Annotated in this window: 27 protein-coding genes; 8 read left to right on the top strand and 19 right to left on the bottom strand. The window is 45.4% G+C overall.

Annotated elements, in window-relative coordinates:
• Nucleotides 1-22: 22 nt before the first annotated feature.
• Complete coding sequence (locus MHB62_RS06670) at nucleotides 23-625, bottom strand: poly-gamma-glutamate hydrolase family protein (RefSeq protein WP_015252289.1); 603 nt, start codon at nucleotides 623-625, stop codon at nucleotides 23-25.
• 104 nt (nucleotides 626-729) lie between these two features.
• On the opposite strand from MHB62_RS06670, the gene MHB62_RS06665 reads away from it, so the two are divergent.
• Nucleotides 730-1107: a PH domain-containing protein gene (locus tag MHB62_RS06665; protein ID WP_014476529.1), complete on the top strand. Its 378-nt coding sequence runs from the start codon at nucleotides 730-732 to the stop codon at nucleotides 1105-1107.
• Between the two features lie 39 nt (nucleotides 1108-1146).
• On the opposite strand, the gene MHB62_RS06660 is transcribed toward MHB62_RS06665, so the two are convergent.
• Nucleotides 1147-2100: an N-acetylmuramoyl-L-alanine amidase gene (locus MHB62_RS06660; protein ID WP_032721375.1), complete on the bottom strand. Its 954-nt coding sequence runs from the start codon at nucleotides 2098-2100 to the stop codon at nucleotides 1147-1149.
• 119 nt (nucleotides 2101-2219) lie between these two features.
• On the opposite strand from MHB62_RS06660, the gene MHB62_RS06655 reads away from it, so the two are divergent.
• Complete coding sequence (locus MHB62_RS06655; RefSeq protein WP_003232731.1) at nucleotides 2220-2477, top strand: YciI family protein; 258 nt, start codon at nucleotides 2220-2222, stop codon at nucleotides 2475-2477.
• A gap of 30 nt (nucleotides 2478-2507) precedes the next feature.
• Here the strand turns inward: MHB62_RS06655 and phrA are convergent, their stop codons facing one another.
• The 3 genes from phrA to yjoB all read right to left on the bottom strand — a co-directional run bounded on the left by phrA (nucleotide 2508) and on the right by yjoB (nucleotide 5184).
• Complete coding sequence (gene phrA / locus MHB62_RS06650; protein ID WP_003245487.1) at nucleotides 2508-2642, bottom strand: phosphatase RapA inhibitor PhrA; 135 nt, start codon at nucleotides 2640-2642, stop codon at nucleotides 2508-2510.
• Complete coding sequence (gene rapA / locus MHB62_RS06645) at nucleotides 2632-3768, bottom strand: response regulator aspartate phosphatase RapA (protein WP_015252291.1); 1137 nt, start codon at nucleotides 3766-3768, stop codon at nucleotides 2632-2634. Before rapA ends, phrA begins: the two co-directional genes overlap by 11 nt.
• A 144-nt stretch (nucleotides 3769-3912) precedes the next feature.
• On the bottom strand, nucleotides 3913-5184 hold the full coding sequence (gene yjoB / locus MHB62_RS06640; protein WP_003245490.1) for an ATPase YjoB: 1272 nt from the start codon (nucleotides 5182-5184) through the stop codon (nucleotides 3913-3915).
• A gap of 148 nt (nucleotides 5185-5332) precedes the next feature.
• Here yjoB and MHB62_RS06635 point away from each other — a divergent pair, with 148 nt between their 5' ends.
• Together MHB62_RS06635 and MHB62_RS06630 are read left to right on the top strand one after the other, a co-directional pair.
• A complete protein-coding gene (locus tag MHB62_RS06635; RefSeq protein WP_014479541.1) occupies nucleotides 5333-5797 on the top strand; it encodes a DinB family protein in 465 nt (154 codons plus the stop codon).
• Between the two features lie 223 nt (nucleotides 5798-6020).
• A complete protein-coding gene (locus MHB62_RS06630; RefSeq protein WP_014476525.1) occupies nucleotides 6021-6785 on the top strand; it encodes a sulfite exporter TauE/SafE family protein in 765 nt (254 codons plus the stop codon).
• 38 nt (nucleotides 6786-6823) lie between these two features.
• On the opposite strand, the gene MHB62_RS06625 is transcribed toward MHB62_RS06630, so the two are convergent.
• The 13 genes from MHB62_RS06625 to MHB62_RS06565 all read right to left on the bottom strand — a co-directional run bounded on the left by MHB62_RS06625 (nucleotide 6824) and on the right by MHB62_RS06565 (nucleotide 21910).
• A complete protein-coding gene (locus tag MHB62_RS06625; RefSeq protein WP_019712454.1) occupies nucleotides 6824-8317 on the bottom strand; it encodes a UxaA family hydrolase in 1494 nt (497 codons plus the stop codon).
• Nucleotides 8314-9756 (bottom strand): tagaturonate reductase, encoded by a 1443-nt coding sequence (locus MHB62_RS06620; protein ID WP_003245710.1) that lies wholly within the window; start codon nucleotides 9754-9756, stop codon nucleotides 8314-8316. Before MHB62_RS06620 ends, MHB62_RS06625 begins: the two co-directional genes overlap by 4 nt.
• A 76-nt stretch (nucleotides 9757-9832) precedes the next feature.
• Nucleotides 9833-10834, bottom strand: coding sequence for a LacI family DNA-binding transcriptional regulator (locus MHB62_RS06615; protein WP_003244946.1), 1002 nt, complete (start codon nucleotides 10832-10834; stop codon nucleotides 9833-9835).
• 87 nt (nucleotides 10835-10921) lie between these two features.
• The gene (locus MHB62_RS06610) at nucleotides 10922-12190 is read right to left on the bottom strand and encodes an MFS transporter (RefSeq protein WP_003245531.1); all 1269 of its coding nucleotides are present in this window, start codon (nucleotides 12188-12190) and stop codon (nucleotides 10922-10924) included.
• 47 nt (nucleotides 12191-12237) lie between these two features.
• Nucleotides 12238-13074 carry an SDR family oxidoreductase gene (locus MHB62_RS06605; protein WP_003245605.1) on the bottom strand — a complete coding sequence of 279 codons (837 nt, stop codon included), beginning with the start codon at nucleotides 13072-13074 and terminating at the stop codon, nucleotides 12238-12240.
• A complete protein-coding gene (gene uxuA / locus MHB62_RS06600) occupies nucleotides 13071-14150 on the bottom strand; it encodes a mannonate dehydratase (protein WP_003244855.1) in 1080 nt (359 codons plus the stop codon). Before uxuA ends, MHB62_RS06605 begins: the two co-directional genes overlap by 4 nt.
• 24 nt (nucleotides 14151-14174) lie before the next feature.
• Entirely contained in the window at nucleotides 14175-15194 is a 1020-nt protein-coding gene (locus tag MHB62_RS06595; RefSeq protein WP_003245542.1) for a zinc-binding alcohol dehydrogenase family protein, read from the bottom strand.
• A gap of 5 nt (nucleotides 15195-15199) precedes the next feature.
• Entirely contained in the window at nucleotides 15200-16213 is a 1014-nt protein-coding gene (gene allD, locus MHB62_RS06590; protein ID WP_019712453.1) for an ureidoglycolate dehydrogenase, read from the bottom strand.
• A 104-nt stretch (nucleotides 16214-16317) separates the two neighbouring features.
• A complete protein-coding gene (locus MHB62_RS06585; RefSeq protein ID WP_019712452.1) occupies nucleotides 16318-17697 on the bottom strand; it encodes an MFS transporter in 1380 nt (459 codons plus the stop codon).
• 67 nt (nucleotides 17698-17764) lie between these two features.
• The gene (uxaC, locus tag MHB62_RS06580; RefSeq protein ID WP_026009833.1) at nucleotides 17765-19186 is read right to left on the bottom strand and encodes a glucuronate isomerase; all 1422 of its coding nucleotides are present in this window, start codon (nucleotides 19184-19186) and stop codon (nucleotides 17765-17767) included.
• 197 nt (nucleotides 19187-19383) lie between these two features.
• Nucleotides 19384-20562, bottom strand: coding sequence for an NAD(P)/FAD-dependent oxidoreductase (locus tag MHB62_RS06575; RefSeq protein WP_003232765.1), 1179 nt, complete (start codon nucleotides 20560-20562; stop codon nucleotides 19384-19386).
• Nucleotides 20563-20601: 39 nt separating this feature from the next.
• The gene (locus MHB62_RS06570) at nucleotides 20602-21024 is read right to left on the bottom strand and encodes a DUF1641 domain-containing protein (RefSeq protein ID WP_003220510.1); all 423 of its coding nucleotides are present in this window, start codon (nucleotides 21022-21024) and stop codon (nucleotides 20602-20604) included.
• 388 nt (nucleotides 21025-21412) lie between these two features.
• A complete protein-coding gene (locus MHB62_RS06565; protein WP_019712500.1) occupies nucleotides 21413-21910 on the bottom strand; it encodes a cupin domain-containing protein in 498 nt (165 codons plus the stop codon).
• Nucleotides 21911-22041: 131 nt separating this feature from the next.
• On the opposite strand from MHB62_RS06565, the gene MHB62_RS06560 reads away from it, so the two are divergent.
• The 3 genes from MHB62_RS06560 (at nucleotide 22042) to MHB62_RS06550 (ending at nucleotide 24640) form a co-directional block, all read left to right on the top strand.
• Nucleotides 22042-23016, top strand: a complete 975-nt coding sequence (locus tag MHB62_RS06560) for a multidrug resistance efflux transporter family protein (protein ID WP_020425117.1) — start codon at nucleotides 22042-22044, stop codon at nucleotides 23014-23016.
• Between the two features lie 119 nt (nucleotides 23017-23135).
• On the top strand, nucleotides 23136-23888 hold the full coding sequence (locus MHB62_RS06555) for a phosphate ABC transporter ATP-binding protein (RefSeq protein ID WP_019712503.1): 753 nt from the start codon (nucleotides 23136-23138) through the stop codon (nucleotides 23886-23888).
• The gene (locus MHB62_RS06550; RefSeq protein ID WP_003232776.1) at nucleotides 23888-24640 is read left to right on the top strand and encodes an ABC transporter permease; all 753 of its coding nucleotides are present in this window, start codon (nucleotides 23888-23890) and stop codon (nucleotides 24638-24640) included. Before MHB62_RS06555 ends, MHB62_RS06550 begins: the two co-directional genes overlap by 1 nt.
• Nucleotides 24641-24685: 45 nt before the next feature.
• On the opposite strand, the gene MHB62_RS06545 is transcribed toward MHB62_RS06550, so the two are convergent.
• On the bottom strand, nucleotides 24686-25501 hold the full coding sequence (locus tag MHB62_RS06545) for a uroporphyrinogen-III synthase (protein ID WP_019712504.1): 816 nt from the start codon (nucleotides 25499-25501) through the stop codon (nucleotides 24686-24688).
• Between the two features lie 173 nt (nucleotides 25502-25674).
• On the opposite strand from MHB62_RS06545, the gene MHB62_RS06540 reads away from it, so the two are divergent.
• Nucleotides 25675-25863: a hypothetical protein gene (locus tag MHB62_RS06540; RefSeq protein ID WP_003232781.1), complete on the top strand. Its 189-nt coding sequence runs from the start codon at nucleotides 25675-25677 to the stop codon at nucleotides 25861-25863.
• Nucleotides 25864-25868 lie beyond the last annotated feature (5 nt).

Below are 25868 nucleotides of genomic sequence, written 5' to 3'. Positions count from 1 at the left end.
ACCGTGCAGGTCCCGTCTAGTTTTATTTATAAAAGCCAAGCTTGACGGCTTCCACATATCGATCAAACAAATCGTTTTGTATGTAGCTTTTATCACGGCACCCAAAATTGCGGAATAGCGCATTTCGCTGTGCCGTGCTTACCTCCAATTGCAGTCCCATTTCTCTTTTCGTCCGATTGACAATATTGTTTGGGTGTACACCTGCCAGGCGGTCTTTCTCATTAGTGAGCTCGGCGCTAAAACCTGCTTCATTCAGACGCTCACAAATGAGCTTGGCTTTTTTACGATCCGCCCCCCCGACCAATGTATGCGGGATTTTCGGATCATAATACCCGTGAAACGCTAATGCGTAATGGTGGTCATTCACTTTTTCTAAAGCCAGCGGCTCATCAAAACGAATGCTAGTGAGATGCAAGGAACGGTTGTTTCGCTGCTTTAGACCCTCAAACAAATAGATGGAACATCGATCCGAAAATGCCCGCACCAGTTCACTGACGCCAGGCTCAATTCTGCCGCCGTGAGGACCGAGGACGATAAGCTCACTTCCGTTTTTCTCCTCATAAATAATCCGGTACTCCGACTCAGAAGCAGAAAGGGCTGCAAAGCTGTCATACATATCTTCCATTTTGAACGCCCCCTTTACCAGTCAGCACCAGTTTACTCTACTCATCTATGAATGAAAACCTTTTTTATAGTATGATTTGATAGAATACGCAGAGGAGGTATATGATGGGGTTTATTGATGGATTACTCGGCAATGCGTCAACACTGTCAACGGCTGCTGTGAAAGAAGAGCTTGCCCATATTTTACTTGAGGGTGAGAATGTTGAAGCCGCGTTTAAGCTGGTTCGCGATTTGATTGTCTTTACTGACAAGCGGCTTATCCTTGTAGATAAACAGGGAATCACAGGCAAGAAAACGGAATTTCAATCGATTCCGTACAAAAGCATTTCCAGATTCAGCGTGGAAACTGCCGGCCGCTTTGACCTTGATTCAGAGCTGAAAATTTGGATCTCTGGCGCGGAACTTCCCGCTGTCTCAAAGCAGTTTAAAAAAGATGAGAGCATTTATGATATTCAAAAGGTGCTTGCCGCAGTTTGTATGTAAGGCGAAAAGACGGAAGCTTCACAGCTTCCGTCTTTTCATTTACAGCTTTTCCTCCATCTTCGCTTTCGTTTTCGGACCGTAAATCCCATCAGCCGTTAAACCGCTGACAGACTGAAAACGTTTCACTGCATTTGCTGTTTTCGGGCCATAAACGCCGTCAACGCCGTGATTTTTCGCTCCTTTATCAGGATAAAAATAAAGAGCGGCTAAAGCAGTCTGCACCTGCTTTACTTTTGTCCCTTTCGTCAGCGGGCTTGTCACTTTGATCACGCCGGATGGGAGCGGATATGAGGATGCGGCATGGCTTTTAGAAGCAGATGCCGTCTGAGGCAGTTTGATCACCTGTCCGATTTTGATGTGGTTCGGGTCAGTGATATGATTTATGCTTTGCAGCGTTTTCACACTGGCCCCGTGTGATGCGGCAATCCCTGACAGTGTGTCGCCTTTTTTTACATGATATTCAGACGCCGAAGAAGAGACTGCAGCTTTTTTCGCTGATACGCCCCCGTTTAATTCCTTTTCAATCGCCGCCTTCACTTGATCCCAGCGCCCCTCTGATAAAATGCGGTGCGGGCAATACTTTCCGCTCCAGTCCTGATGCTTTCTCACCCGATCGATGCCCCAGCCGCGCTCCTTCAACAGCTGTGCAACAAATGAAATCGCCAAGGCTTCAGCTGCCTCATACCTCGGGCCTCCCGATTTGCTGTAGCAAATCTCAACGCCGATTGATTTGCGGTTTCCCGGACCGTTTGTGCCGTCACCTGTGTGCCAGGCGTTTCGGTTAAGCGGCAGACCTTGAATCACCTCTTTATCATCGACTGCAAAATGAAAGCTTGTCGAGCTTGTGTTCCCGATCATATAGCTGATTTCATTGGCCGCTGACGCATCGTTTGCCGTGTTGTGAATGGTAATGTATTCAGCGGACATTGCATTAGGACACTTCAACGCGTATTTCGCCTCAGAAACCAAATTTTGCTTTACTGGAATGCTCACCTATCATCTCTCCTTTTCTTTTTTCATAAATAGGTGGCATTCGTAGGACGAAAAACTCATATCATCTACACTGTAATATGGATAAATATGTTAAACTGAAGTTCACGGAGGGTCTGAATATGTATACATATTTAATGCTGACAATGAGAACGGAGAAATTTAATCAGGAGCATGTTGCTGGGCACTATGAATTTCTGGATCGTTTACAGGCAGAAAAGCGTTTAAAAATGTTTGGGCCATTCAGCGACGCCACAGGCGGAGCGTATGTCATCGAAGCAGATTCACTGGAAGAGGCAGCGGAAATCGGGCATGCGGATCCGCTGGTGGCAAGCGGATCTTCTGAGCTGACAATAAAAGAATGGAAGCTGAAGAAATAAAAAAGACCCCTAAGGGTCTTTTTTTATGCATCATGTTTGATTGCGTGCCGCAATATGAAATGTTTTCCCTTCTGTGTTTGCTGTTTCACCTGCATGAACCATCACCTGAGTAAAGCTGAACCCGACCGCAACGAGCAACAAACCTGACATCCATTTAGATTTCATATAAACAATCTCCTCTCTGGATTTGTTTTTGTGCGTGCACCATTTTCTCATAAAATGAAAGTGCTTTTTCGGGCTGTCCGTTTTCTATATAGAATTGGGCAGCATCATGCGCCAGCTCTTCAATATAAGGATACAGCATATGTTCTTCAAGAAATTGAAAGGTGTGTGAGACCGATTCTGTGTCAATGTTTTTTCCGTATAACGCATGTAAAAATTGAAAAAGCTCCACAAATAATTCATCACTGTATTGACGGGCGATTTCCAATCCTTCACGATACTTTTTTTGCGCTTCGGCGTCATTTTTTTGTTTATACAGAACTTGTGTTAAAGAGTAGATAGAATGCGGAAGATTATCGAACTTTTCCGACTTGCAAATAGAAACAGATTTCTCAAAGTATTCGGCTGCCTTTTGCAGTTCACCCATTTTCTCATAGCAGTTTCCGAGATTATACAGGGCGGAACTGATCAGGCGGGGATTGCCTTCTTTCTTTGCAAGATCTAAAGCCAGTTCTAAGTGGGGCAATGCTCTTTCTGGATACTGCATATCATCATAATTACCTGCAATAACGAATTCACATTGGATTCTGCGGACGGTGTACGTTTCATACATTTGGTATGTTTCTAATGCCTGAACGGCGTAGCTCATCGAAACATAGGTTTGTTTTAAATTGTAAAAAATCTCAGCCATTTTAAAAGCAAACTCGGCTTTCTCAATATCATCCGAGACGAGAGCAAGATTCTTTTCTGCCCGTTTATAGTACATCATGGCACTGACAAACATCTTCTGCTTAAATTCATACATTCCTCGAAAAAAATTAAAGTAATATTCGAGAAGCCCTGTCAGCTTGTACTGATTCCCTTCGATGTCTTCTAATAATTCTGAAAACTCCAGCTGCGACGTGTCCTCTCCAAAAGGCTTAATGTAATCCAGCATGACACGATGCCTGAACTCCATTAAAGAATAATACAGCAGCAAATCTTGGTCTTCTTCCATATCCTCAATTTCTCTTTCTACTTCGAGCTTGACCCGTTCGGCTTCAGCGACGTGGAACTGCCGGATATGAGTATACCATTCATTAATTTTAAGCCCGACATATGAGGACGGAATCGTCTGCTTCATCCTCAATTAATCCCCCCTTTTGAATTACCCGAGATATGTCATATTTTATCATATTTACAAGAAAAAGAAGAACGCAAAATAACCGCAATTGTCGAATTTCGGCTAACCGCAACAAAAAAGCACGGGGTTTTCAAACACCCGTGCTTTCTTTTAGTGAAAACCGACTTTGTTTCTTTCCATCCAGCTTCCCCGCTGGCTTTTTCTTTGCTCTCCTGTCATGTCTTTCACCATGGTTTCAATATGATGATTCCCTTCTTGGTGCCATTGAAGGGCTGAAGATACATATAATTCTCCCAGCTGTGCAAAGGAAAAGCCTTCTGTAAGTTTTGCGGCGTTTTTTATTTCTCCTTCACTCAAAAAGATGCCAAAGCCTCTCATTTTCATATATTCCAGCCGCAGCTCTTCATCCGGAAGCCCGATTTCATAGGCACGATCAAATCGCCCTGCACGATTCATCAAACCTGGATCGATCTCTTCGGGATAGTTTGTCGTACCGATGAGAAATAGCCCCTCTTTTGATGTCGCGCCGTCCAGCGTATTGAGAAAAAAGGACCGCACATCTTCCGGCATCGAATCTATATCCTCGATGACCAGAACTGCAGGAGCGAGGCGTCTCGCTGCCTGAAAGACTTCTTCTATTGTCTCGCTCGACGTAAATTCAGTAATTTGCCAATAAGCAACAGGTGCATCGATACTGCCTGCGATCGACTTCACTAACGTCGTCTTTCCGTTTCCAGGAGGTCCATATAACAGAATGCCGCGCTTGTAAGGGATGTCATATGTTTGATAAAACGATTTATCACTATGAAAAAACTGATCAATTGATCTGTATATCTCTTTTTTCAATAGCGGATTCATGATGACTTGACTCCGCTGAACCTCTCTGACAATGGCTTCCTGCTCTCTTGAAGTCCCTCCATCTCCATCCGTAAACACGGTCACTTTCCGCTTGCTTTTTTCCCAAAGACGCGGTCTGACTCCCTCCAGAAATGCACGCATCTTTTCATCGTTAACCGCAAACAGACAATCAAAACTCATAATGCTCCCATCTTGAAAATATGGAATTCTGGCAAAAGCAACTCCCTTTTCAGGATACGCGTATACACTGTTTCTTATAGACTTATGGACGGTATAATCCGGTTCTTTCTCATCTTCATCGTAAGCAAAGGTTTTCTTTTCAAGCTTTTCAAATATATATGCCACATGCTCAGGCTCCAATGAACCGCTGCGGACATCTTCTACAAGAAGCTCCCAGTATTCCGTATTTGGATCATCACTGGCATAGAGCTCATAGAATACACCGTATTGATCATAAAGCGTTTCTTCAATCCGTGTGATAAGGTAACCGAAAGTGCCGTAGCCCGCCGCAGCTCTTTCATTCTCTTTTTCTTCGTACTGATAAATGAAAGGTATGTTAGTCATGTTTATACTCCATTTCATGTTTTGTGAACGTTATATATACGATTGACATAGCATTTTGTTTCATCCCACAGCATATTACTTGTGAATTCATAACCGTTGATATAGGATTTCATTGCACCATTTATTTTTACATATGGAGGAGATCATAATGAGCCAATCCAATCAAATTGTCAGCCATTTTTTATCCCATCGAAACGTGACCAATGAGCTTGCCGAAAAAATCAGCAAAGACCATTACAGCTACAAACCGGCAGAAACATCAATGTCAGCAGAAGAGCTGGTCAAACACATTCTTACGTCTTTCCACTTGTTCGCAAATGTCATTAAGGAAGGCAATGCCTCACCATTTCAAAACAAGCAGGAAGAAACAGAAACAGATCTCAATGTTCTGGCAAAAACATATACAGAAAAAACGGCCGCTATCCTTGAACAGCTGACTGAAGAGCAGCTGGACAGAGAAATTGATCTGACATCCGCTTTCGGCAGAAAAGTCACAGGCCGCGCGCTGCTTCAGCTTGCAATGGAGCATGAAATTCACCATAAAGGCAACCTGTTCGTGTATGTGCGGGAAATGGGCCACACTGAGCTTCCTTTCTATCAGCAGCGCATGTAGCGTAAACAAGAAAAAAGATACCTGTTAAGAGGTATCTTTTTTTGCGCCTTTAGTACTTCTCGATTTCGTCCAGACACTCATTATAGGGCAAATGAATAGAGATATTGAGCATACCAAAATTTCAAGCAGCTAACGTGCAAAAATTCAAAAAATTTAATTGATTAACGCGTCCTAATCATATATAATCTGATAAAAATAGTCGGGTTTTCAGGAGGCCTTTATCATGAGTGTAAGCATCATATTGATGGGTTTGTTTGTCGGAGCCTTAGTCGGATTGACGGGAGTGGGTGGAGCGGCCTTATTAACTCCCCTTTTAATTGTGCTTGGAATTAATCCTTCCATCGCGGTCGGTACAGATCTTGTATATAACTCGATCACAAAGCTCTTTGGCGTTGCCTCCCATTGGCGGCAGAAAACGATTAACTTTAAATTGGTAAAATACTTAGCCATCGGCAGTATTCCGAGTGCTTCGCTAGCCATTGGCATCTTGCATTTGTTCCCCGCCTTTCACCAGCATCAGGAAGAAATTATTAAGCACGCTCTAGGATATGTGTTAACGCTGGTTGCCATTTCAATCATCGTTCGTTTGTTTTTGGATAGAAAACTTCGTCCCAACCGCTGGCAGCTGATGCCGCTTGAAAATAAGCGGGCGCTGACGATTCTTATTGGTGTTGTGTTTGGGTTTATCGTCGGCTTAACATCAATCGGTTCCGGCTCATTATTTGCAATCGCCATGATTTACTTATTTAACATGAAAGCGTCACAGATTGTCGGAACAGATATCGCGCATGCATTTCTTCTTGTTACGGCAGCAGGCATTTTGAACGCTAGCTTCGGAAGCGTGGATTACATGCTGGCAGCTAATCTGCTCATTGGTTCAATTCCCGGCGTGCTGATCGGAAGCCATCTTTCGCCTCGATTCTCCCCGCGTCCACTGCAATTTATTATGGCGTCCATTATTTTAGTCAGCGGTTTAAAATTGATTTAATGAAGAAGGCTATCCGCTTGAAGGATAGCCTTTTCTTATTATAGCGTCACACCCGATTTAAAAATGGCGAGTTCTCTGAAATCATTTTTTTCATGGTTCACAAGCTGGCCGCTTGCCACCTCAACCATATAGTGGATAAACTCACGCAGCACATATTCCTCATGAACATCATCCTCTGCTAAAAGGCCTGCGTTAAAATCAATCCAATGCGGCTTCGCTTCATACAGCTCGGTGTTTGTCGCTACTTTCACCGTCGGGACAAAGGTGCCAAACGGCGTGCCTCTCCCCGTTGTAAAGAGGACAATTTGGCAGCCGGCCGCCGCCAATGCGGAGGAGGCGATCAAATCATTGCCTGGCGCGCTCAAAAGCGTCAGCCCTCTTGTCTTGAGCACTTCCCCGTATTTCAAGACATCCGTGACAGGAGAAATCCCCGCTTTTTGCGTACAGCCCAGCGATTTATCCTCAAGTGTAGAAATGCCGCCCGCTTTGTTGCCCGGTGAGGGATTTTCGTACACCGGCTGATCATGTTTAATAAAGTATTGTTTGAAATCATTGATTAAATCGACTATCTTATGAAACACTTCTTCATTGGCAGCCCGCTGCATCAGGATGGTTTCTGCGCCGAACATTTCCGGTACTTCCGTCAGCACCGTGCTCCCTCCCTGTGCAATGAGATAATCTGAAAAACGTCCAAGCAGCGGGTTTGCGGTTATGCCGGAAAAACCGTCCGAACCTCCGCATTTCAGCCCGATCTTCAGTTCAGACAGCGGAATGTCTTCTCTCTTATCTCCTTTGGCCGCTTCATGAATTTCCTTCAGCAAAGCAACACCTGCCTCCATTTCGTCGGTCACCGACTGGGATTCCAGAAACTTCACCCGCTCCAGGTTCACATCTTGCAGTGCTTCCTTCATTCTTGCCAGCTCATTGTTTTCACAGCCAAGCCCTAACACCAAGACGCCGCCGGCATTTGGATGGCGAATGGCATTCAGCAGGATTTGCTTCGTATTTTCGTGATCATCGCCAAGCTGCGAGCATCCGTATTGATGCTTTAACACCAGTACGTTATCAAATGGAGCGATATCCCCTGTTTCTCTGACAAAACGCTGCAGCATTTTTTCTGCTATTCCATTGACACAGCCGACAGTTGGGACAATCCACAATTCATTCCGTACACCCGCATCTCCGTTTTCTCTTCTAAAACCTTTAAACGTCCGGTTCTCATTAGTATACGGATTTTCATCAAATCTCGGTGTATAGCTGTATGATTGGATATCAGACAGGTTTGTTTTCGTATTATGGACATGAATATGCTCTCCGATCGAGATATCTTGTGATGCATGCCCAATTGGAAACCCGTACTTGATGATGCTGTCATTTTCTTTAATAAGCTGCAATGCAATCTTGTGGCCTCTTTTTATATCATCCTTTACTTCAAGCGACACGCCGTAAGCATGCAGCCTCTCTCCCTTTTGAATATCCCGCAGAGCAAGAAGGACATTATCTTGCTTATGAATCTTTATAAACGACTTCAACGTACCTCTCCCCCTTGTATGCAGTATTGTTCAAGAGCCCTCTGCATGCCCAGCTCATGAATATGATTCAAGTAAACAGCGACTCTATCAGTCAGCTTCGGTATCTCATTGAGATCTGCCCCCCACAGCCGCTGTTCGCCTAACACTCTTGATGCAATCCGAAGCATGTCGCCATCCTCCTGACACCAAACCTCTTTGAAAAATTGAAGAACTGCCGGATCATCCTGCAATGTCTCGTTATCATGATAAAAATACAGAAGAGCGCTGAAAGAAAACACCAAGCGTTCAGGAAGCTGTCCCTTTTGTTCAGCATATTCCTTAAGAGTCGGCAGGTTTCTCGTTTTGAATTTGGAAATGGCGTTCAATGCAATGCTTTCCAGGTAATGCTTAATATACGGGTTTTTAAAACGGTTCAGCACATCGTCAGCATACTGAGAAAGACCTTCCATTTTTAAAACAGGAAGAATTTCGTCATCAATCAGCTCTCTTATAAATCGCCCCACTTCCGGATGCTCGACTGCATCCCTAACAGTCTTCAAGCCGTATAATAAAGCCACTGGCGTCATTGCTGTATGAGCGCCATTTAAAATTCTTACTTTTTTAGTCCGGTATGGGGTGAGGTCGCTGACGATCTTTGTATGCAGCCCTGCAGCCGCAAAGGGAAGTTCTTTTCCAATCCAATCAGGCCCCTCGATAACCCACAAATAATATTGCTCTCCCACAACTATCAAATCATCCTGATAGCCAAGATCTGCCGTGATCTCATCAATGCTGTCGACGGGAAAACCCGGAACAATCCGGTCTACTAAACTATTACAAAATGTATTGGCCTCATGAATCCACTGTGTAAATCCTTCCTCCAGCTTCCACAGATGTGCATAATGAAGAACCGTTTCCCTCAGCTTTTCACCGTTATTCTCGATCAGTTCACATGGGATCAGGACACACCCTTTTGTCTGATCTCCTTTAAAAGCCTGATAGCGAAAGTAAAGAAATGCAGTTAATTTCCCAGGGAATGTTTTTTGCGGCCTATCCTCTAAACGATCTTTTTCATCACATACAATCCCAGCCTCAGTGGTGTTGGAGATAATAAACCGAAGCCTTTCGCTTGATGCCAATTCTTTGTATGCTTCATAATCAGAAAACAGGTCAATTCCCCGGCTGATTGAGTTGATAATCATATGCTCGTTTACCGCTTCTCCGTCTTTCATTCCTTGTAAAAAAAGTGTATATAATCCATCTTGCTCATTTAATCGTTTGATTTTTTCTGAGCCTCTTGGCTGGACAACTGCCACGCTCCCATTAAAATCAGTGTGTTGATTCAATTGATCAATCTGCCAATCGATAAATCCCCGAAGAAAGTTTCCTTCTCCGAATTGGAGAATTTTTTCTGGATACTGAGTATAGTGATCGTACACATTTTTATTCAGCTTCTGCACCCTTATTGCCTCCCTCTCACTTTATGCACACGTTAACATTTTTCTGTATAAAGAATGCCCGCTGAAAAACGGGACATCACGTCGTCAATCGTCTGACTGAATCACGCACCATAAATTCTGTGTTTTCCAAGATTTTTTCTGCTTTTGTTTCGGGCTCGCTGATCAGCGACAAGAGTTTTTGCGCACCGAGCACGCTTATTTTCTCCACTGGGCGCTTTACTGTTGAAAGCCTTGGCGTGATGTACTGTGAAAACCCAATATCATCAAACCCGATCACCGAAATATCATCAGGAACGCGCAGGCCCTTTGCGAATATCGCATTCATCGCTCCGATTGCCATGTCATCATTCGAACAAAAAACAGCGGTTGGAGGATTCGGCAGTGCCAGCAGCCGCTCCATCGCTTGAAAGCCGCTTTCCATATCGTACTGTCCTTTGACACTGTATTCATGCTTGATCGGAATATGATGTTGAATCAGTGCGGATAAGTACCCTTCCTTTCGCTGCTGGGAGGATTTAAAGCCTTCGATCCCCTCGATGATGGCGATGTCTTGATGTCCGGACTGAATGAAGTATTCTACAGCTTCTTGAGAGCCTTCCTTGTCATTGGACAAAATATTCGTGATGGTACGATCATCAATATCACGATTCAGCACGACAAGCGGAATGTTTTTTTCGCGAATATGGTAAATAAAAGAATTATCAATGTCACTTTGGCTCATTAAAATGATGCCGTCATATCTCATCGGTGTAACGGAGTCATAGTTTTTCAGATCATCAATGCCGCGCACATACAGATTGTAATCCTCACTTATGGCTTGATTGACGCCTTTGATAGTGTCTGCAAAGAAGCTGTGTGAGGTTCCGTTTGTAATGCTTGTAAAGAATAGCCCGATCGTATGCGACTTTTGCATCGCCAGACTTTTCGCATTTACATTTGGTGTATAGTTGAGCTGCTCTGCTAGCTCTAATATTTTTTTCTTCGTATGTTCTTTGATGTAAGGGCTGTTGTTGAGTGCTCTGGAAACAGTAGTGTGGGATACGTTTGCGAGTTTTGCGATATCTTTTATGGTTACCATCTAATTCCCTTCCTTATCATACCGGCTGCGATTATTTACTGTATATTGTATCATCAAACATACCGCCTCTCCCACTATATTTCCAGATTAATAAGACACAGGATTCTCAGCTTCTGTTCCCGCTGGCTTACCAATGATTGGACGGACAAAACGAATCACAGCAAGTGAAGCGAAGACAGCCAGCCCACCGGCAAGCAAAAATGCTCCAGAAAACGTGCCTGTTTGGTCAACAATAAATCCGGTTAAAGCCGGGCCGATAATTCCTGCCGTGTTGGCGAGGAAATGCATGAAGCCGCCAACAGAACCGACATTGTTTTGATCAACCACATCTTGAATGACAGCCCAATAGATAGCACCGGTCAAATAAAGAAAGAACACTGACAGAGCGACAAGAGTGACAGCCCCCGCAGTCGTTGCCACAAGCCCGGCAAAACCAATCAGGACAGCTGATGAAAACAAACACGTGACAAGCACAACCTTGCGCGAGAACAGCACACCTTTTCGGGCCGTTTTTTTGTACACATAGTCAGAAACAAATCCCCCCGCAGCCAGCCCGATAAATCCTAAAATCCACGGTATGACCGTGATGACACTCATCGATTCAACACTTAATCCCCGCTCGTCGACAAGATAGCTCGGAAACCATGTCAAAAAGAAGAAGAGGATGTAGTTGTAAGCGAAAAAAGCGAACGCCGTGAACAGGACTGTTTTTTGCTTCAGGTAAAAGGTGAGCGGAATTTTTTCTCCGGGAGACGTTTCTGCTTTTATTGCCGGTGCTTCCTTGATCGTCTCTTGCGGCTTTTCTTTGACAAACTTGAACCAGAGCACTGCCCATATCAATCCAATAATCATAATGAGAACGAAGGATACCTTCCAGCTGAACGCCACTGCGATCATGCCGACTATCGGGCCGGAAATGGCTCCCCCGAGGGGCGTGCCGCTGTTGGTTACACCGATAACGGACGCCCGCTGGGTCGGCGGGAACCAGTTGTTCACCATCTTGTTGATGGTCGCCGAAAGCGGGCCTTCTCCCATTCCGAAGAGAATGCGTATAATCAGCAGGCTGACAAAGCCAAAAGCGAGGGCGACTGCTCCGCTAAACAGCGACCAAACAACCATCGCGACAAACAAGGTCAGCTTTGCCCCATAGCGGTCGGATGCCACGCCCCCAAGAAAATTAAAAATGGCATAACCTATCGAAAAACTGCTGAAAATCAAGCCCATTTGTGTGGCAGACAATGTGAGATCATCCTGAATAAAAGGAGCTGCAATGGAAAGCGCCGAGCGATCCAGGTAATTAATCACCCCTGCCAGGAACAAAAAAAGGATAACGGGAAGCTTATCTTTTGAAAACATCTCAACCTCACCCCTATGTTGGTTCAGTTTCTGTTGCACCGCTTTCGTTACACACCTGAATAAGCCATAAATCCTCCATCGACAGGAACGGTGATCCCAGTGACAAAACCGGAATAGGATTCATCCGCCAGCCAAAGGAGCGTACCGAGCAAATCCTCCGGTTTTCCGAAGCGCTTCATCGGTGTTCCCGCAATAATTTTGTGAGATCGGCTGGTGAACGTTCCGTCTTGGTTGATCAGCAGATCATGATTTTGTTTTGTCAGAAAGAAGCCTGGGGCAATCGCATTGACCCGCAGCCCGGTTTCGGCAAAATGAACAGCCATCCACATCGTAAAATTATTGATGGATGCTTTCGCAGCACTGTATGCCGGAACCTTCGTCATAGGTGAATAAGCACTCATGGAAGAAAGGTTGATGATCGCGGGTGAATCCGCCTTCAGCAGTTCTTTACCAAACACTTGCGAGGCCAGAAACGCACCGGTGAAGTTGGTGGAGAATACAGTTAGAAAGCCCCTCTCATCCATATCAAAAAAGGATTGGCCTTCTCCCGCTTCTTCATATGTCTCCACATCGGTTATCGCGTCAGGATGATTGCCGCCAGCCCCGTTAATTAACAGATCAACAGCGCCAAATTGGCCAAGGATGTCTTCCTTTGCCCGCTCCAGTGACATCCTGTCCAGCACATCCGCAGCAACAGCGCACGCTGTGCCGCCAGCCGCCGTTATCTCCTTCACGACCGCTTGGCCTTTTTCAGCCGTCCGATTCAAAATCGCCACCTTCATGCCATGACGGGCTAGCTCCCGGGCCATCGCAGAGCAAAGCACGCCGCTGCCGCCAGTGATGACAGCCGTTTTACCAGCCAGGTTCTCATGCAGCGGGATCATATGCCCACCTCTTTTTTTGCCATTGCTTCATAAGCGTCCCACAGCCCGTTCAAATACATGATGCCAAGTGCCCGATCGTATAAGCCATATCCCGGGCGGCATTGCTCGCCCCAAAGATGGCGCCCATGATCCGGTCTGACATATCCTTCGTAATCCTGCTTATGCAGTTCTTCCATCACGCCTTGAATGTTGATCGAACCATCCTTTGTTAAATGAGATGTTTCAATAAAATCGCCATTCTCATAAATTTTCACATTGCGAATATGTGAAAATGGAGCGATGCCGGCATACGTTTTAGCGATCTCCACCATGTCGTTAGCGGGATTGGCTCCCATTGAACCTGTACAAAGGGTGATACAATTAGACGGTGAATCTGATATCGCCCGCAGTTTCTTATAGCTTGCCTCTCCTGTGATAATGCGCGGCAGTCCGAAAATCGGCCACGGCGGGTCATCCGGATGAATGGCCATTTGAACACCATAGGCCTCAGCAACAGGAAGAATTTCCTGCAAAAAGAATGATAAATTGTCCCATAGCTTTTCTTCATCGACCGTTCTGTAGGCAGCAAAAAGCTCTTTGATCCGAGCCAATTTTTCGGGCTCCCACCCCGGCAGTGTCATGTCGGATGCTTCCTCCACCGTCCGAATCAGCTCTTGAGGATCAAGGCTTTCCACCTTGGCCTTTTCAAAAAACAGAGCGGTCGATCCATCTTCTAGCGGCCGGAACATGTCCGTGCGTGTCCAATCAAAAACCGGCATAAAATTATAGCAGATCACTTTCACGCCAAATCCGGCAAGGTTGCGGATCGTTTGCTTGTAGTTTTCAATATACCGGCCGCGTTCTTCGTTCCCAAGTTTAATCGCTTCGTGAACATTCACGCTTTCTACAACTTCAGCATGAAAACCATAGGATTGAATATATTCAGTTTCGGCTCTGATTTCTTCTTTTTCCCACACGTCGCCGACGGGCTTTTGATGGAGAGCCCAAACGATGCCTTTGACACCGGGAATTTGCTTCACGTATTCAAGTGTGACTGTATCGTTGCCTCGTCCATACCATCGGAATGTCATATTCATGCTCGCACCTCCGGATTCAGTCATTTAATCAAACGTGATGACGGCTTTCCGCACCTGATCTGGATGCTCCTTAATAAACTGAAATGCATGATGAACGTCATCAACTGAAAATGTATGGGTCACCAGCCCGTTATGCATTAACCGGCCTCCATTCAAAAGCTCTACCACTTTTGGAAACTGATTGGTCTGCAATCGGGATCCGGTTATCGTGACTTCTTTTTTTGTAATTGGCAGCTGAGAAATCTGAGCCGCTCTTTCATCAAATCCAAGCACAACCACATGTCCCGCCGGTGACACAGCCTCAATTGAAAGTGCAAAAGTCTCCGGCAGGCAAACAGCATCAATGACCACGTTTGCTCCTTCATTCCCAGTCCATTCAAGGACCCGCTCGGCAACATGTTCTGCTTGGACATTTACAACAGCATCGGCGCCGTTTTCTTTCGCAAATGCCAGCCGCTCGTTGTTCAAGTCAGTCATCATGACAGCAGCGCCCGCCAGTTTTGCCATTTTTAACACACAGATCCCGATGGGCCCCGCTCCCTGGATCAGGACGGTATCACCTTTTTCCACCTGGCCTCTCCACACTGCCTGGGCGCCTATCGTATAAGGCTCGGCCATGACTGCTTCCTCCCAAGGCAAGTCCTTTGAGACCGCGTGAAGCTGTCTTTCCGGAAGCACAATATATTCCCGCATGCCTCCGTCCTCATGTACGCCAAATACAGAAAGCTTGGCGCAAACATTCGGCCGCCCTTTGCGGCAGGCATAGCACGATCCGCAATAAGAAATCGGCTCAATCACCACATGATCACCGGGTTTTAGGCTCTGTACATTCGCACCAACTGCCTCCACTTGTCCCGTTACCTCGTGTCCGATGACTCTCGGGAGGGTAGCGAGCGGATTCGTTCCATGATAAATGTGCATGTCTGAACCGCAAATGCCGACTCGCTTGACTTTCACGAGCACTTCATCATCCTTTGAAAGAACTGGCTTCTTCACCTCCGCTGTCACCAGATCATACGCTTTTCGCACTTGAACCGCTTTCATTTTACTCACCTGCTTTTTAAGAATTCATACACGCTCCGGGCGATAGAAATTCCGTTTTTCTTATTTCTTTCTTCATGCAGCTGCTCGATCTCGCCGGGCACATACACTCTTTCGAATCCAACAGCCGGCGGTGATTGCTGCAGTTCATCAATCATGGCATCCATCTGCTCTAAAAACGTATCCCAGTCAGTAAAAAAGGATGGATTGATCGCGCAAACGTAATGCCCCAGCTTTCTTTTTTGATCAAGGCCGTTGTACATTTTGGCAATATGAGGGCCAAAAGCCGCGCCCGCCAGCAATCCGGAAAACACATCCACTACAATCGATAGTCCATAGCCTTTCGGGCCCCCGAATGTTGAAAGTGAGACGACCTTGTCAGGATCAGTTACTGCTTCTCCGTTTTCATCGACTCCCCATCCTTCAGGAATTTCTTTGCCCTCTTCACGGGCCTGCAGAATCTTCCCAAAAGCCACTTTGGATGTCGCCATATCTAGGATAAACGGTTTTTTATGCTTAGCCGGAACACCGTAAGCAATCGGATTTGTCCCTAAAAAAGGAGTCCTCCCCCCAAACGGAACAACGATACTGTCTGTATGCGTCATTGCCATTCCGATCAGCTTTTCGTCAGCCGCTTTTTGCACAAAATAGCTTAGCGCTCCGCAATGGCTGCTGTTTACGGCCGTGACCATGCCTACTCCTTTTTTCTTCGCCATGTCAATTGCATGGTCCATCGCCATGTCGCAATTCACATGACCGAAACCATCGTCTCCGTCAAGCACCCCGGTCACAGGCCCCGTTTCTTTAAAAACAGGCTGTGCCCCAGGATTGATCCCTCCCGCTAAAAGCCTGTTCACATAGTGTTCTGTGCGCAGCACGCCATGCGAATGTACATTGCGCAAATCAGCGTGCACGAGAACATCTGCTACTTTTTCAGCATCTCGTTCATTCAAACCGGCACCGGCCAGCTTTTGCCGAACGAGTCCCTTTGCTTCTTCAGCTGCAATTGTTATCGTTTTCAAACAAGTGCCTCCTTCCTTTTCAGTTTTTTGGGCACTCTCCTAGCGAAACCCCTACAAACACATTTTATTTACAAATTATTTTAAATATTCTCTATATTATATTGTCAGCTCTTTTGATGAAGATCCTGAACGATCTGAGCATGCTGCTGGTCTGTGAGTTTATAAAGAAAGCCGATAATGATCATCGCTAATGCCAAAGCAATTGCCGGATACAGAAGAAGCAGCGCTTTGATGCCAATCAGCGCCTGTGCTGTCTGGACTGCATTCGGCACATAGCCGATAATCCCCAAACCGATCCCCGAGAGAAAGCCAGACAAAGATTGAGCAAGCTTTCTTGAGAAATTGAAAAGTGAATATGTCGTTGCTTCCTTCCGTTCACCGGATTTCCATTCGCCATAGTCGATAATATCGGAGACAAGAGCCCACGTGATGCCATTTGGGATACTGATTCCGATAAAGGCGATACTGGCGAGAATTGTAAACACATAAACGTTAGATGGAAGCATAAAGTTGATCAGATCCGCGGCCACACTGATGCCGAAGCCGATCATTGCCGTTCGTTTCTTTCCAAACATCTTGACGAGCTTTGGTAGGAATACGACGCCCAAAAAGGAAGAACCAATAATGATGAAGTTCATATAAGCCATTAATTCAACATTGCCCAAGTTATATTGTGCGAAATAGACGAGCATGGCGGATTTAATGTTGTATGCGGAAATTGAAAAAATCGTCATCAGGACAAGGGTTAACAGCGGTTTATTTGTAATAAATGTTTTGACGACAGATGAGAGTGTTAATTTTTCTTTGGGTGCTTCCGATATGACAATGCGCTCTTTGCAGTTGCGGTAGCAAATATAAAACCAAAACACACCGAGCGCGGCGAACAAGCCCATGACCACCGGGTAGCCGACCTTCGGATTATCAAACTTGACGAGCAGCGGCATCACGGCCACACTCGTGATAAACAAGGCGCCAAGTGATCCGATTTGGCGGAACGTTGAAATGGAGGTCCGGTCCTCAGAATTTTGAGTCATCGCTGCCCCTAATGAGCCGTACGGAATATTCACAAACGAATAGCCGATGCCCCAAATCATATAGGATGCATATGCATAAATCAGTTTTCCGGTCGTTGATACATTGGGAGACAGAAAAATAAGAACAGTAAGCACCGCAAGCACGAGGCTGCCGATTAATAGATAAGGCCTGAATTTCCCCCGTTTGCCGATGTTTTTGCGATAATCGATTGATGAGCCGACAATTGGATCTGTTATCGCCGCAAACAGCTTACTGACTAAAAAAATGCCGCCGGCCATCGCAGCGGGGATTCCCGCTACATCAGTGAAATACTTCAATAAATAAATCTGGCCGAGATCAAACATAAAACCATTGCCAAAATCACCAAAACCATAGGACATTTTCTCTTTCAATGAAAGCCTTTTTTCCGTTTCGACCGACACAACCTTATTTGCCAGTTCAGTTCGCATGTTCCACCTCTGTGTCTTAAGAATTTTCGGATAGTGATCCGCTCAGCGATACTGAGCGGATACTTTGTTACACGTTTGCTTTCTCTTCTTGAAATTGAAAGTAGTGTTTCGCATTGTCATAGCAAATCCCCTGAACGATGCTTCCCAGAAGCTCCGTATCGCGCGGCACTTCGCCGTTTTCCACCCATTCTCCAATCAAATTGCAGACGATCCGCCTGAAATATTCGTGGCGCGTATACGAAAGAAAGCTTCTGGAATCGGTGAGCATACCGATAAAACGGCTGAAAAGGCCAACATTTGATAACGCTTTCATTTGGTCGAGCATTCCGTCTTTAGTATCGTTAAACCACCAGGCTGTGCCGAATTGTATTTTTCCCGGGGTAATACCGTCCTGAAAACTGTTGATCATGCTGGCGATGACATAGTTATCATTTGGATTCAGTGAATATAAAATCGTTTTCGGCAGCTGGTTCTTCATCTCAACTGAGTTCAGCAGCTTGTATAAAGGCTTAGCAATTTCTTCATCGTTCATTGAATCATACCCTGTATCAGGTCCGAGCCTTTTCATCATTTTTGTATTCGTGTTTCTTAAAGCGTTGATATGAAACTGCATCGCCCAATCGAGCTCCGCATACAAACCGCAAAGAAACTGAAGCGTATATGTCTTAAATTTCTTCTCATCTTCACAAGAAACCTCTGTTCCTTGTAATCTGTCAGAAAAAATCCGTCCAGCTTCTTCTTTTGTTGTTTCGGCAAATACCATTGAATCTATCGCGTGATCAGAAACTCTGCCGCCGGCTGAGTGGAAGAATCGCACTCGTTTTTCCAACGCCTTTAAAAACGCATCATAGGTTGTAATCGATATGGCGGCGGCATCTTCAAGCGCCTGCACCCACTCAGGAAAGCCTTCACGATTGATCTCAAGCCCTTTATCCGGCCGAAATCCGGGCAGCACGCTGACAGGAAAGTCTTTGTCTTCTTTTAATAATAAATGGTATTCAAGAGAATCGACAGGGTCATCCGTGGTGCACACGACCTTTACATTTGATTTCACGATTAAATCCCTTGCCCCGAAGCCTTCCCCTTTGAGCAGTTCATTTGTCCGTTTCCATATAGCCGGCCCGGACTTCTCGTTTAAAATCTCATAAATGCCAAAAAAACGCTGCAATTCTAAGTGAGTCCAGTTGTAGAGCGGATTGCCAATCGCCATCGGCACGGTTTTCGCCCAAGCCATAAATTTCTCTTCATCAAGCGCATCTCCGGTGATGTATGTCTCCTCAATTCCATTGGCTCTCATGATGCGCCATTTATAATGGTCACCATACAGCCAGGCTTCCGTGATGTTTTGAAATGTCTTATTTTCATAGATTTCTTTCGGACTTAAGTGGCAGTGGTAATCAATAATTGGCATGTCTTTCGCATAATTGTGATAGAGGCTGACAGCGGTTTCATTTTTCAATAAAAAGTTTTCGCCCATGAAGGGTTCCATGTCCTCACCGTCTTTCATTCTATTTCAAAATGTTAACGTTAACATTTTGATTTGTTTTTATTTTACCTTTATATTCCTTTGGGATCAATCTCTTTTTTGAAAATGAAATGTTAACGCTGTCATAAACATAAAAAAAGACATTGCCAGAAAGCACTCGGAAAGGAATGCTTTTGGCAATGCCAGATTCATTAAAAGGATTAGTAAGCCAGGCTGAAAAGTCCTTTAATATGTGTCAAATATCGTACATTACTTGCTTCTTTCATCAAGGAAGCAGGAAGACCTTTAAGCGGTGTAGAATTAGCACCAATGATGGCAACCGCGTCTTTGCGTCCAAGGCTTGCAAGTGTACCAGAGTTTACTGGCTTGAATGTTTCAAGCGTTTTGCCTTCCAGGTAAGCGAATAGGTTGTAACCGATCAGCTCACCCATTTGCCATGCGATTTGTGCAGTTGGCGGGTATGGACGGCCGTCTGGACCGAAGTAAACTGCGCTGTCTCCAGCAACGAATACATCTTCATGAGATGTAGATTGCAGGAAGTCATTTACAGTCGCGCGTCCGCGGTTCACTTCTAGGCCTGATTCACCGACTAATGGGTTACCTTGTACGCCGCCAGTCCAAACAAATGTGTTGGCAACAACTTTAGATCCGTCTTTCAGATCGATTACGTTTCCTTCTACATTTGTAACAGGAAGACCTGTTAAGAACTCAACGCCGCGTTTTTCAAGGCTTGCAGTCGCACGCTCGATAAGATCATCCGGAAGAACAGGAAGGATCTTCGGACCTGCTTCAACAAGTTTCAATTTGATTTCTTTATGGTCTACGCCGTATTTTTTCGCAAGGTTCGGCATGATGTCAGCAAGCTCACCAACAAGCTCAACACCTGTTAAGCCGCCTCCGCCGATAAGGATTGTTGCATCTGCTTCGTTTTTCGTTTTAGAGTACTCTCGCACACGATCTTCAACATGCTGGAAGACTTTGTTCGCATCAGCAGCAGATTTCAATACCATGCTGTTTTCTTCAAGACCTGGGATGCCGAAGTAAGCCGTTACAGAACCAAGACCTACAACAAGCGCATCGTAAGTTAATGTAGAACCGTCAGCAAGCGCAACTTCTTTTTTATCAACAGAGAAAGAGCTTACTTCCGCAATTTTAAGATCAATGTCTTTGCCTTTGAAAAGTTTTTCTAATGGCATTGCAACCGCTTTTTCAGACACGTTGCCTGCAGCAAGGCGGTGTAATTCCGTAATGATTTGGTGAGTTGGGTATTTGTTTACCACTGTCACGCGTGCTTGTTCTTTTGTGTAATGTTTGCGAACTGTTAGAGCAGAAAGAACTCCGCCATAACCAGCGCCTAGAATGACAATATGTTTTGACATCGTATATCCTCCGTCCTTTATATCAATTTGAATCTGAGATTATTTTTGGTTTTCGCGTTCGTTCATGACTTCAAGGTAGCTGTTAGCAAAACGGAACAGCTTTTGAGCTTGAGGATCTTTCAGCATGCGAAGAAGGCCGAAAAGTCCAATTGTTTCGTTGCTTGCTTCCGCGCGGTCTTTTGCTTCGATCGCAGTCGCAGCTACTTCTTTCGCTGTTTCTTTTACAGGCTCGAGAATTTCAGTGATCGCACCGACTGTGTCGCTCTTTAACACTTCGTCAGTCGCTACAGACTGAGCGAAATCATAAGACTTCGTTAAAATATTCACTAACTCAGTCAGCTTCGGAAGCTGGTCAACTAAAACAGTCAATGATTCTTGAACTTCTGGCTTTAATAGCTGATCAATAAGATCTTGCTGGCTTTGGCTGACAGACGCATTTGTTTGATCGATTGTTTCTGGCATATCCAATTCTCCTTTACTATAAGCAGTTTGCTGATTTTTTTGGAAAGGGTAGTGCCTCTCCCTGTCTCACGCTTTTAAGGCATAAGAATAAGGATTGTGAATTCGTGCACAATCATTTACAAAAATAAATGTTTACTACCCAGTTTTTCATCTTGCCATATTCAGTATTATTTTTATCTAAAAATAAACAATTGAATAAGTCAAAATCCTTTACTCTCTCTGAAAATAGCAAACACAAAAAACTCCAATTCGATTACCTTCTATATGATAACACTTTTTGAACAAAATTTGAACGTGAATTGCTTCGATTATGAAATTAATTTATATGGAGCTCATGTCATAACGTTTCTGCGGCACTAGTTATTGACAATCCAACAATTTCTCCCCTTCACTTTACCCATATTTCCAATAGAGGCTCTCTTTTTCCTGTGATCGGATCATTCGCCGGCAACGCCGCCTGCTTAATCTGTTTGACCGCTTCCTCTCGCTCATTGGGCTTCCCCGTCTTCATATCATACTGAACGCCACCGGGATAGGCGCCAAGGACAGTAAAATCGGGGCTTGAGCTGAGCTTTTTATGTCCGACTCCGGCTGGAATCACGACTGCGTCGCCTGATTTGAAAGGGATGGCAGCCCCTTTTTCTCCCCCAAACTGAATCACAGCCTCTCCCCTAAGGGCAATCAGGACTTCATGCGTATTGCTGTGATAATGATGGTATGGAAAAACACTCCCTGACCAGCTGTTTGACCAGCCATGCCGGGTGACGATCCGCTCTGCCAGTCCGGTGTCCTTAAGCGCGTTTTGATACACCACGAGCGGAAAATCAGGGTGATTCGGAATCCTGCCGTCATCCGGAAAGAAGTATGTCTGTGTCTCTTTTTCCATCAATTTCACCTCCCTTTTTTGTCTTCCACACATAGCGGTTCGCCAAACATGATGTTTTTCTCATGATTCCATTGATCTGCATGATACCGAATAGTATAGTATAAAAAAATAATGCCAGAATGAGGGATATCATGAAAGCTATCGTTATCGGAATATTGGCTTCACTCTTTTTCGCCGTTACCTTTATATTAAACAGAGCGATGGAGTTATCAGGAGGCAGCTGGCTTTGGAGCTCTTCGCTGCGCTTTATTTTTATGGTGCCGTTTTTATGTTTGATTGTCATCATGAGAGGGACATTCACGCCTCTCTTACTAGAGATGAGGAAAAAGCCGTTTTATTGGATCAAATGGAGCTTCGTCGGCTTCGTGCTTTTTTACGCGCCGATTACATTTGCGGCTGCATACGGTCCGGGGTGGCTCATAGCCGGAACCTGGCAAATTACAATTGTAGCCGGGGTGCTCTTATCTCCTTTGTTTTATGTCAAACAAGATATGCCGGGCGGTCCGCAGCTCGTTCGCCAAAAGATTCCCCTGGTTTCACTTGGCACTTCCATGATCATCCTGATTGGAGCGGCTCTGATTCAGCTTCAGCATGCAGAATCGCTTTCTGGGAGGATGCTGCTTTTCAGTGTGCTGCCGGTTGTCATTGCGGCTTTTGCCTATCCGTTAGGAAACAGGAGAATGCTCGAAGAATACGGAGGCCGGCTTGATACATTTCAGCGCGTGCTTGGAATGACATTGGCAAGCCTTCCATTCTGGCTTATATTAGCAGCTTACGGCTGGTGGTCAGATGGCCTTCCAACAGCAAGTCAAACCGTTCAATCCTTTATCGTTGCCGTCAGCTCAGGCATCATTGCGACGGTTTTATTTTTCTGGGCCACTGATATGGTAAGAGACAATCCGCAAAAACTCGCAGCTGTTGAAGCCACTCAATCCGGTGAAGTGATTTTCGCGCTGCTTGGTGAAATTGTTCTGCTGTCAGGCGTTTTCCCATCTCTATTATCATTTGCCGGTTTGTTCATTATAATAGCGGGGATGATGTTACATACCTTCGCTTCACAGCCGAGAAAACCGAAAAAGAAAGCACAGTCAAATCTGACTGCGTAGCATCTGCAGGAGAATGGGTGAAAGCCTGTTCTCCTTTATTTGTGCTACCAAAAGGAATCTGTTTCACGTTATAGTTAAATATAATGTCAGCCTACTTATATTGAAAGGTGATTATTGTAATGGAAGCAAACGATCAAACACAAAACATACCAGCCATCTCCTTCAGATCAGTCAGAAAAAGCTATAAACAAGATGGACAAACCTATGATGTGCTGCAGGATGTCACCGGAGACATTCAACAGGGTGCAATCGTAGCCGTTTTAGGCCCTTCCGGCTCAGGCAAAAGCACCCTCCTTTCTATGTGTAATTTAATGAGAACGCCTGACAGCGGCGAAATCAACATATATGGAAAGGAAGTCAGAGAATGGAATGTCAATGAGCTGAGGAGAACGGCAGCCCTCGCGTTTCAATCGGCTCCCGTGCTCGACGGGACAGTGCGTGACAATTTAAGTCTTGTACAAAGGCTGCATCAATCCCAGCTGTACTCTCCTGAAAAGCTGGCTTCTCTTGCAGGGCTGCCGCCAGAGCTGTTAGACAGAAGCGCCAGAGACTTATCGGGCGGGCAGCGGCAAAGACTGTCACTGGCCAGAACGCTCTCAAATCCTTCCTCCATTCTATTGTTGGACGAAATCACGTCGGCCTTGGACCCGGTTTCTGTTCTTGAGATTGAAGAACTGATCAAACGTCAGCATCAAGAGAAAAAATGGACAGTCATGTGGGTCACTCATAATATGGAGCAGGCAAAACGAGTAGCCGATGCCATTTGGTTTATGGCAGATGGCCGGCTGCTTGAAATCGCTGAAACCGAAACATTTTTCTCCGCTCCGCAGCATGAAGCAGCGAAAGAATTTTTGAAGGGTGGGACCCGGTAATGGATTACCTTTCTCTCTCTTTAACGATGATCTTTGTTTTGATCGCCTTGTTTTTATCAAAATCCTTTAAAGCCGGTGTAGAAAAAGACATGATCATCGCCACCATCCGGGCCGCGGTGCAGCTGCTTATCATCGGTTATGTTTTGTCGCTGATTTTTCGCGGAGACCACCCTGTTTTTATCCTGCTGATGGTGCTGTTAATGCTCGCGGTGGCGGCGCAAAATGTCATCAAGCGAAAGAAAAATACTATCGGTTCGTTTTGGAGGGTGTTTGCCGCGTTAGCAATCGTAGAAATTGTGACGCAGGGAATTCTGCTGTCTCTTCATATCATTCCGCTTACGGCACGATATGTCATTCCGATCAGCGGGATGGTCATCGGAAATTCGATGGTGCTCTCAAGTTTGTTTCTAAACCGGCTTAACTCAGAAGTCGGCGTTCGCAAAGAAGAAATTCAATTAATATTGTCACTTGGCGGCACACCGAAGCAATCCATACAGCGCATTCTTACCTCAGCGATGAAAATGAGTATGATCCCGACGCTCGAAAGCCAGAAAACACTGGGTCTTGTCCAGCTTCCCGGCATGATGACTGGCCAGATTCTAGCCGGCGCTGACCCGATTCAGGCAGTACGCTTTCAGCTCTTAATCGTGTTTACAACGATGGCCTCAGCCGCGCTGACTTGTGTAATCTTAAGCGTGCTGACATACCCATCATTATTCACCGTTCATCAGCAGCTGAAGCAGAATGAATGACAGACAAAAGCCGCTTTCCGAGGGAAAAGCGGCTTTTTGTACTTGTTATTCCTTTTCTTCATAATACTTGGCCAGCTCAACAATCATTGCACCCATCCGCTCAATCTCTGGCGTAAGCAGTCTCGTAATGCCCTCTTCCCGCAGTGCTTCAGCAGTCACTTTTCCGACAGCAGCTGCGATGGCGCGTTCTTTGAATACCTTCTTCACTTCATTGACATAACCTCGCCCCTTGGCAAAATCAAACAGGGAACGAACCTGAATGGCAGTTGTAAAACAAATGGCATCGATCTCACCGTTCATCAGCTCTCGGCATAACCGCTCCACCGTTTCCTCCTCCGGCGGGATGTGCTGATAAGGCAGAATCGGCAGGACAGACGCGCCTTTTTCTTCAAGAAATGCCATGAGAGCCGGCGCTTTTTCGCCATGAAGCTGCACCATGACTGTTTTTCCTGAAAAGTCGTGAGGCTCCAAAGAACGGATTAAGCCTCTTGTTGTCCCGTCTTCATCCGAAGCTTCCGGTGTGATTCCAAGCTTTTTCAGCGCAGACAGCGTTTTGTATCCCCGGCATGCCGCTTTCGCTTGGCGAATGGCCTGCAGAAACTCATCTTTCAGTCCAATTTTCTCTGCCATATCGACAAGAGTCTCCAACCCGATGCCTGTCGTGAAAATGACCCAGTCAGCTTTTTTTCCCTCCACAAACGTCCGCAAATCCGGCTCCACCTGCTTCTCTGCTAAGTAAACTGTACCTTGGAGAGGCCGGATGACAGGTATTCCGCCCTGTTTTTCAATGATTGTACTGATTTCTTCCGTTTTTCGTGAGCCACCGATTGCCACACGTTTTCCAAGTAACCCTTTTCCCATACCCGTTTCCTCTCCTCTTTGCATAGGCTTTTTATGTATACAAGCTTATTAAAGCTATTTTGGCGCAAACCAAGGGAGAAATCAAGATAAACCCAGACTCCTAAAATCCATTGAATACGCCGGAAGCTTGCTGTAAGATAAACAGCAGACACGTCTTGTAACGGAGGATCGACATGGAAACAAAAAAAGAAGAATATGAAACAAAAGGCTACGATACATCGATTGTTTACGAATTCAATGAATATCCGGATGCCCGCAGCGGGCGCTGCGACAACTGTGATTACACACTGTTCAAAAGCTCTGTAAAAGGCGGAAAATTTCTTAGAGAATGCCGGAGATGCGGGATGAAAAAAAATATTTAAACAGA

Origin of the sequence: Bacillus sp. FSL K6-0255, assembly GCF_045040725.1 — a bacterium.
Taxonomy (GTDB): Bacteria; Bacillota; Bacilli; order Bacillales; family Bacillaceae; genus Bacillus; species Bacillus subtilis.
The sequence above is the reverse complement of the archived record's forward strand: the minus strand, read 5'-3'. Positions and strand labels throughout refer to the sequence as shown.

Bases quoted from the DNA above. Each gene is read 5' to 3' on its own strand.
- MHB62_RS06630 (WP_014476525.1), top strand. From the start codon at position 6,021: ATGAGTGTAAGCATCATATTGATGGGTTTGTTTGTCGGAGCCTTAGTC.
- MHB62_RS06555 (WP_019712503.1), top strand. From the start codon at position 23,136: ATGGAAGCAAACGATCAAACACAAAACATACCAGCCATCTCCTTCAGA.
- MHB62_RS06565 (WP_019712500.1), bottom strand. From the start codon at position 21,910: ATGGAAAAAGAGACACAGACATACTTCTTTCCGGATGACGGCAGGATT.
- yjoB (WP_003245490.1), bottom strand. From the start codon at position 5,184: ATGACTAACATACCTTTCATTTATCAGTACGAAGAAAAAGAGAATGAA.
- MHB62_RS06670 (WP_015252289.1), bottom strand. From the start codon at position 625: ATGGAAGATATGTATGACAGCTTTGCAGCCCTTTCTGCTTCTGAGTCG.
- MHB62_RS06550 (WP_003232776.1), top strand. From the start codon at position 23,888: ATGGATTACCTTTCTCTCTCTTTAACGATGATCTTTGTTTTGATCGCC.
- uxuA (WP_003244855.1), bottom strand. From the start codon at position 14,150: ATGAATATGACATTCCGATGGTATGGACGAGGCAACGATACAGTCACA.
- MHB62_RS06605 (WP_003245605.1), bottom strand. From the start codon at position 13,074: ATGATCCCGCTGCATGAGAACCTGGCTGGTAAAACGGCTGTCATCACT.
- MHB62_RS06635 (WP_014479541.1), top strand. From the start codon at position 5,333: ATGAGCCAATCCAATCAAATTGTCAGCCATTTTTTATCCCATCGAAAC.
- uxaC (WP_026009833.1), bottom strand. From the start codon at position 19,186: ATGGAACCCTTCATGGGCGAAAACTTTTTATTGAAAAATGAAACCGCT.
- MHB62_RS06595 (WP_003245542.1), bottom strand. From the start codon at position 15,194: ATGAAAGCGGTTCAAGTGCGAAAAGCGTATGATCTGGTGACAGCGGAG.
- phrA (WP_003245487.1), bottom strand. From the start codon at position 2,642: ATGAAATCTAAATGGATGTCAGGTTTGTTGCTCGTTGCGGTCGGGTTC.
- MHB62_RS06665 (WP_014476529.1), top strand. From the start codon at position 730: ATGGGGTTTATTGATGGATTACTCGGCAATGCGTCAACACTGTCAACG.
- MHB62_RS06655 (WP_003232731.1), top strand. From the start codon at position 2,220: ATGTATACATATTTAATGCTGACAATGAGAACGGAGAAATTTAATCAG.
- MHB62_RS06615 (WP_003244946.1), bottom strand. From the start codon at position 10,834: ATGGTAACCATAAAAGATATCGCAAAACTCGCAAACGTATCCCACACT.
- MHB62_RS06560 (WP_020425117.1), top strand. From the start codon at position 22,042: ATGAAAGCTATCGTTATCGGAATATTGGCTTCACTCTTTTTCGCCGTT.
- MHB62_RS06570 (WP_003220510.1), bottom strand. From the start codon at position 21,024: ATGCCAGAAACAATCGATCAAACAAATGCGTCTGTCAGCCAAAGCCAG.
- MHB62_RS06545 (WP_019712504.1), bottom strand. From the start codon at position 25,501: ATGGGAAAAGGGTTACTTGGAAAACGTGTGGCAATCGGTGGCTCACGA.
- MHB62_RS06585 (WP_019712452.1), bottom strand. From the start codon at position 17,697: ATGCGAACTGAACTGGCAAATAAGGTTGTGTCGGTCGAAACGGAAAAA.
- MHB62_RS06540 (WP_003232781.1), top strand. From the start codon at position 25,675: ATGGAAACAAAAAAAGAAGAATATGAAACAAAAGGCTACGATACATCG.
- MHB62_RS06610 (WP_003245531.1), bottom strand. From the start codon at position 12,190: ATGTTTTCAAAAGATAAGCTTCCCGTTATCCTTTTTTTGTTCCTGGCA.
- MHB62_RS06575 (WP_003232765.1), bottom strand. From the start codon at position 20,562: ATGTCAAAACATATTGTCATTCTAGGCGCTGGTTATGGCGGAGTTCTT.